The sequence below is a fragment of the Nguyenibacter vanlangensis genome (genome assembly GCF_013376155.1).
Taxonomy (GTDB): Bacteria; Pseudomonadota; Alphaproteobacteria; order Acetobacterales; family Acetobacteraceae; genus Gluconacetobacter; species Gluconacetobacter vanlangensis.
In genome coordinates this window covers 1-5,874 of sequence record NZ_JABXXP010000148.1, presented here as the reverse complement: position 1 = coordinate 5,874, position 5,874 = coordinate 1, and the positions used below count along the sequence as shown (strand labels likewise).

At 57.3% G+C, this 5,874-nt stretch carries 3 protein-coding genes; 2 read left to right on the top strand and 1 reads right to left on the bottom strand.

Going from position 1 to position 5,874, the window contains the following annotated elements:
- The coding region (locus HUK84_RS09100) for a matrixin family metalloprotease (RefSeq protein ID WP_176640011.1) at positions 1-2,083 on the top strand (2,083 nt) is incomplete at its 5' end.
- Complete coding sequence (locus tag HUK84_RS09095) at positions 2,080-3,969, top strand: tetratricopeptide repeat-containing sulfotransferase family protein (protein WP_176640010.1); 1,890 nt, start codon at positions 2,080-2,082, stop codon at positions 3,967-3,969. The genes HUK84_RS09100 and HUK84_RS09095, both read left to right, overlap by 4 nt.
- 551 nt (positions 3,970-4,520) lie before the next feature.
- Here HUK84_RS09095 and HUK84_RS09090 read toward each other — a convergent pair.
- Positions 4,521-5,738 (bottom strand): hypothetical protein, encoded by a 1,218-nt coding sequence (locus HUK84_RS09090; protein WP_176640009.1) that lies wholly within the window; start codon positions 5,736-5,738, stop codon positions 4,521-4,523.
- Positions 5,739-5,874 lie beyond the last annotated feature (136 nt).

Here is a 5,874-nt window from a genome sequence, read left to right as displayed (position 1 = left end):
CGACAACATCCATGGCGGTAACGATGCCGCCGGGGCGACGACGGCGAACGGGCAGAATGCCGGCATCATCCTCGATGCCAATACCCAGGCGACCGTGTCCGGCGGCGGCGACACGATCACCGAGAATGCCGGCGACTCGCTCGTGGTCACGGGCGGTGGAAACACGATCTACACCGGTCCGGACGAGGCGCTGGAGGTCAGCGGCACCAACGGCAGCTACGACAACATCCATGGCGGTGACGACGCTGCCGGGGCGACGACGGCGAACGGACAGAATGCCGGCATCATCCTCGATGCCAATACCCAGGCGACCGTGTCCGGCAGCGGCGACACGATCACGGGTGGTGCGGGGGATTCACTGATCATCAATGGTGTCAACGACACAGCCAACATCTCAAGCGGAACGGTGAATCTCAACGAGAACAACGAGGTCGTCACCATTATTGGCAGTAACGACACGTTGGGAGCGGCCTGGACTGGCGATACGGTCGGCTTCACGGGAACAAACGACACAGCTAACATCTCAAGCGGAACGGTGAATCTCAACGAGAACAACGAGAATGCCACCATTATTGGCAATAACGACACGTTGGGAACGGCCTGGACTGGCGATACGGTCGGCTTCACGGGAACAAACGACACAGCCAACATCTCAAGCGGAACGGTGAATCTCAATGAAGACAATGAGAACGTCACTGTCATTGGCGACTATGACACAGTCACCGGGAGCACAGACGCTTTTCTGACCGTTGAAGGCGCCAACGATACGATAACCAATGGCAATGGCGGAAAGCTTACCTTGGAGAGTGCCAGTAACGATAGCTTTACGCCGGGTAGTAACGCGACGATAGATATCGCGGCTGGGTCCAACAATAACCGATTCAATATGGAAGGTACGGGCGACGCAATCATTGATGACGGGTCGAACAATACGTTCAATGGGACGATTGCCGGTGCCAATGACGAGACATTCACCTTTGGTGACAATAGCAGCCATAATGTAGTTACCGGGAGTAACCTCGTCGTCCATCTTGGAAACAATTTAAGTCTGACCGTGACTGGCAGCCACGACATTTTCACGGGCGGCGACGGTGATACACTGAACATTATCGGATCGAATGACACGGTGGACACTAACCATGCCCACGTGACTTTTTCGGGCGGCTCGAATGACAAGATCGCTGGCGCAGGCGATGAACAAAACGGCGGTGTATACACTTATACGACTACGTACGTCACGACATATACTTATACGGTTTTTTATGGCCTGGATGCAGATATCACCAAGCCGATGAACGTCATCGGTCAATATGACCTGTCGCATGGGCTGTCCGCGAATGCCGCAGACCATGCCTGGAGTTTGAACGAACAGGCTATTGATGCGGGTACCGGTGAGCCTGGCGCCGTTGCGCCGTCATTGTTGGTCGGAGGCCTGGTTGATGATCGCCGCCCAGTAACGTGGAGCTTTGCCGAGACGCCTCCCCAGGGTGTGCCCCTGTATGGCGGAACCATCGAAGGGGCATATCAGGCTGCGGTGGAACAGGCGCTCGACACATGGTCCAAAGCCGCTGGTATCGATTTCGAGCAGGTTGCGGACTCCGCCGCATCCGATATCCGTATCGGCTGGGGAAACCTTGATACGGCGGATACGGGTGTTGTTGGTGTCACGCTCCTAAAGACCGATGCCGGAGTCTTGCGCCCCGGTACCGTGATCGAGTTGGAAAATCCCCAACAAGATCCTTTGATGCAGGCAAGCGGCGAGACGTTTACCTACGCTGGGAGCCAGGTAGGCCTCCAGCAACTTGCCCTGCATGAGATCGGTCATGCGCTTGGCTTGGCCGAAAGCGCCGATCCGACCTCAATCATGTATCCGCTGCTGGGGTCTCATAATAAGACGCTCAGCGCCTCCGATATCGCCGATATCGCTTCGCTATATCCCACGGCGCGAGACGCGTCCGTAACGTCATCGATGATACAGGCTATGGCATCTTTCACCGGCACCTCAGCACCGATCGACACGTCAGTCTCCTCCCCTCAAAATAATGCAGAGCAACTGCTTAGCGTACCGGCACATACATCATGAGGCGCGCGCCGGTTGCAGCACCCGACCTGCCGGCTGGCAAACAGGTCTCGCCCAGTGAAGCGCCTGATTTTATCAAAAAATGCGAGCTCATTCTCGAAAAGGATCCTTCTCACCTCCAGGCGATGCAGGTGCTGGGAACGTTCTATGCCCAGCAGAAACGGTTCGACAGGGCGATTCCGCTCTTGCGGGCGGCGCAAAAGCGAGATCCCGATAACCCGGTAGGCCTTAATAATCTTGGAATGGCCCTGCAAACGACTGGTGAATGCCAGGAGGCAATCTCCTGTTTCCGCAAAGCGGTCGAATTGCGGCCATCCTATGGAATGGCCTTGAATAATCTAGGGAATATCCTTGCCGAGCAAGGGAACCATGAAGCTGCAATCCAGTCTTATCAGACTGTACTTTCGATAACGCCGAATGACGCGGTTGCTCTCAACAATCTTGGCGCGGCTCTCCGGTCCACCGGACGAATCGAAGAGGCCGTTCTTAAATTCCAAGCCGCTCTGATATATGTGCCAGAGTTTATACAGGCTCGGATGAGTTTGGCAATTTCGTTGAGAGAGCTTGAGCGTGTCGATGAGGCAATTGCCTGTTATAAAACAATAATATTGCAAGATAACACGAACTTCTCCGCCCATTTCGGCCTTGCGGAGTTGTTTCAGAAATCTGGGCAATATCATGCTGCGATTGGATATTTCAAGTCTGCCAGCGTGTTGAAGCCTGCCGAATCGATGCCGCTTTTCAAATTGGGGATTGTTTTACAAGAACTTGGACACATTGATGTGGCCATTGGTTACTTTCGTCGTGCTATAGATCTCACCCCCGATTGTTCACGGTATTATTTGTCTCTGGCTCAGGCTACTAAGTTGGCTGCGGATGACCCCTATTTCTTGTCCATGCAACGGCTGCTCAGGGATCGATCCTCGCTTGATGATGCTGATTGCACCGATCTGCACTTTGCCCTTGGCAAGGTCTACTCGGACCTTGGAGCGCATCAACTTTCATTCGACCACTTTCTCGAAGGCAATAAACTGCGTCGTCGTTCCCTTACATACGACGAAAAGCATGCGATTAACCGCGCGAAGAAGTTATGTGAGTTTGTATCAGCCGATACTGTCGCAACGCTTGCCAAAACGGGCCATTCCTCGTCACTTCCCATCTTTATCGTTGGGATGCCTCGTTCAGGTTCGACATTGGTCGAACAGATTCTGGCTAGCCATCCCGAAATATATGGAGCTGGCGAGATAAGCAGTCTCTCCGACACATTTCATTCCGCGGCATCAAGATTTGGGCGATGGCAATCACTAGTGCCAGTAGAGAATCTAACGATTTTGGAGCGAATATCTGTTTCTGAAGATTATTTGGATCGACTTCGTAAGCTGGTGCCAAATAGAATGCAATTTCAGAGACTGTCCAGAATTATCAACAAAACTCTAAGTAACTATCAACATGTAGCACTCATTCATATACTATTTCCCAATGCGCGGATTATTCATACCATCCGAGATCCAATCGACACATGCCTATCATGCTTCTCGACCTTCTTTCATTCTCAGGATTTTACCTTCGACCTCGGAGAATTAGGGAGACGCTACCGCAGTTACGGTGAACTAATGAAACATTGGCATGAGATCCTTCCACATGGCACAATTTATGATGTGCATTATGAGGATGTTGTCGAAGATCTTGAACAAAGTGCACGAGCATTGATTGCATATTGCGGTCTCGCCTGGGACGATGCTTGCCTGAATTTCCACAAATCAAACCGACCCGTCAGAACCGCAAGTGTACACCAAGTGAGAAAGCCAATCTATCGCAGTTCAGTCAAACGCTGGCGGCCGGATGACGAGATTTTGCGCCCGTTGCTCGATGGCCTAGGAATCTATTAATGTCGTGGAGTACATTTGGGCCTTGTTAAGGGCGCAGACCACAGCCTCGCTGGTTGAGAGATATCATCGTCAGGTAAAGAGGGCAACGCGCTTGCGCTATTTCACGAATCGCATCCTGGCATATAATTGCCCATATGGGATCAGACGGGTGTCTATCGATGGATAACGGTCTACTGCAGTTTGCCGTCGCCGATATCCCTATCGGCGAAATGGTCGAATCATCGGAGTGTGTCTGCATTTTGTCTGTTCAGTTCACAACGCTCGACATGAACGACGCGAGCTATCTCTCATGCTCGGCTTCTTGGTAGATGTCATTTTACGATGAAAAGTAGCGCCTGGCCGGACTCCCCGACATCGCGGCCCTTCGCCGCGCCGGCCGGCAGGTCCTCTGGACACCGTGAAACGCCCGTGTTGTCGCCGCGAGTGTCTTAAGGCCGCGACGGCGCGGGGAAGTCGTCAGCGCGTCCCGCGCCCTCGCGCACGGACGCCGTCCCCTGGCCCCGCAGAGCGCGCGCGGATGTGATGCCGGCATCGCCGGACCGGCGGTCCCGTCACCCCTCCCGCAACGCGCGGGCGATCCAGTCCAGGTTGGCGCGGCGCAGATGGCCGTAATGATAGAAGGCGACATTTTGGCCGGGCGTCGCCAGGACCGCGCGAACGACGGCGGCGAACGCGGCCTCGGATGGAAAATCGGCCGGGGACGGGCGCAGGACGACGCGCGGCAGCACCCCCGCCGGCAGGGCATCGCGCACGTCCAGCAATGTGGACACGACCGCGCGCGGGTCCGGCTGGTACAGGCAGAGTTCCAACCCGTCGCTGGCCGCCGACAGCGCCGCCAGGTCGCTGCCTTCCAGCCAGGCGGCGACCGGATTGCGCTGCACCGAGGGAATGACGTGCAGCGAACCGGCCGCGCCGATCTCCGCCCGGATCGCCGTCACCAGGCCGGTGATGACGCCGCAGCGCCATGCCAGGAACGCGCGCAGCGCGTCGTTCGACACCATCTCGGCCAGCAGGCGCGCCATCCCGTCATCCCAGCCGCGATCGACGGGGCGGGCCAGATAGCGCGAGGCCTGGTCATGCATCGTGCGGCGCAGGGCGTCGGCGTCGATCCCGTGCTCCGCCGCGCCGGCGCGGCAGGAGGCACAGAAACACAGGCCGGCCACGGCTTCGAACCACGGGTCGCGGTCCAGCAGGGATATTTCGTGGTGATAGCCGTGCTGGTAAGGTTGCCAGCCCGGGGTTTCCAGTACCAGCCCCCGCACCGCCGGCATGCGCGCGACTTCGCCGGCCAGCGCGACGGCATAGGCCCGCACGTCCGGATGCGCGGGGCACAGGCTGTACGGATAGCGGTCGCCGAAGACATTTTCGCAGGTGACGTGCGGATGGCGCCTTCCCAGTTCCGTATTATGCAGCAGCACCATCCAGCCCAGGATGCCGAGACCCTCCTCCGCCAGCACGCTCAGTTGGGCGTCGTCCAGCAGGCGGTCCGCCATGACCGGCCGGATCGTGCCGAAGCGCGACGGATCGACACGGACATGCACCGCCCCGTCCTGCGGGAAATGGACCCGCGACGTCCGGCCCTGGGGGCGCAGGAACTTGCCGGCATGATAGGCCACCGCGACGGTCAGGGTGTCCAGGCCCATATCCCGGATCCGACCGGCAAAGAGCCGCAGGTCCGGCTCATCCTGCAGGTCCCATGGATAGATGTACAGGCATCGGCGCATGCCAGTCAGCTTGCCAGTCAGCATGCCGGTCATCATGTCAGTCATCGGGGGCCTCCCGTCAGCCAGGACGCACCGACCAGGCCGGAATCGGCGGGAAGATAGCCGGGCACGACGATCGGCGACGTCCCCGGACGCAGGACGCGCGACGTGACCGCCGCATCCAGCGCCGCCAGCAGTCGCG

Excerpts from the sequence above, each read along its gene's own strand:
- HUK84_RS09095 (WP_176640010.1), top strand. The coding sequence starts at position 2,080 with ATGAGGCGCGCGCCGGTTGCAGCACCCGACCTGCCGGCTGGCAAACAG.
- HUK84_RS09090 (WP_176640009.1), bottom strand. The coding sequence starts at position 5,738 with ATGACTGACATGATGACCGGCATGCTGACTGGCAAGCTGACTGGCATG.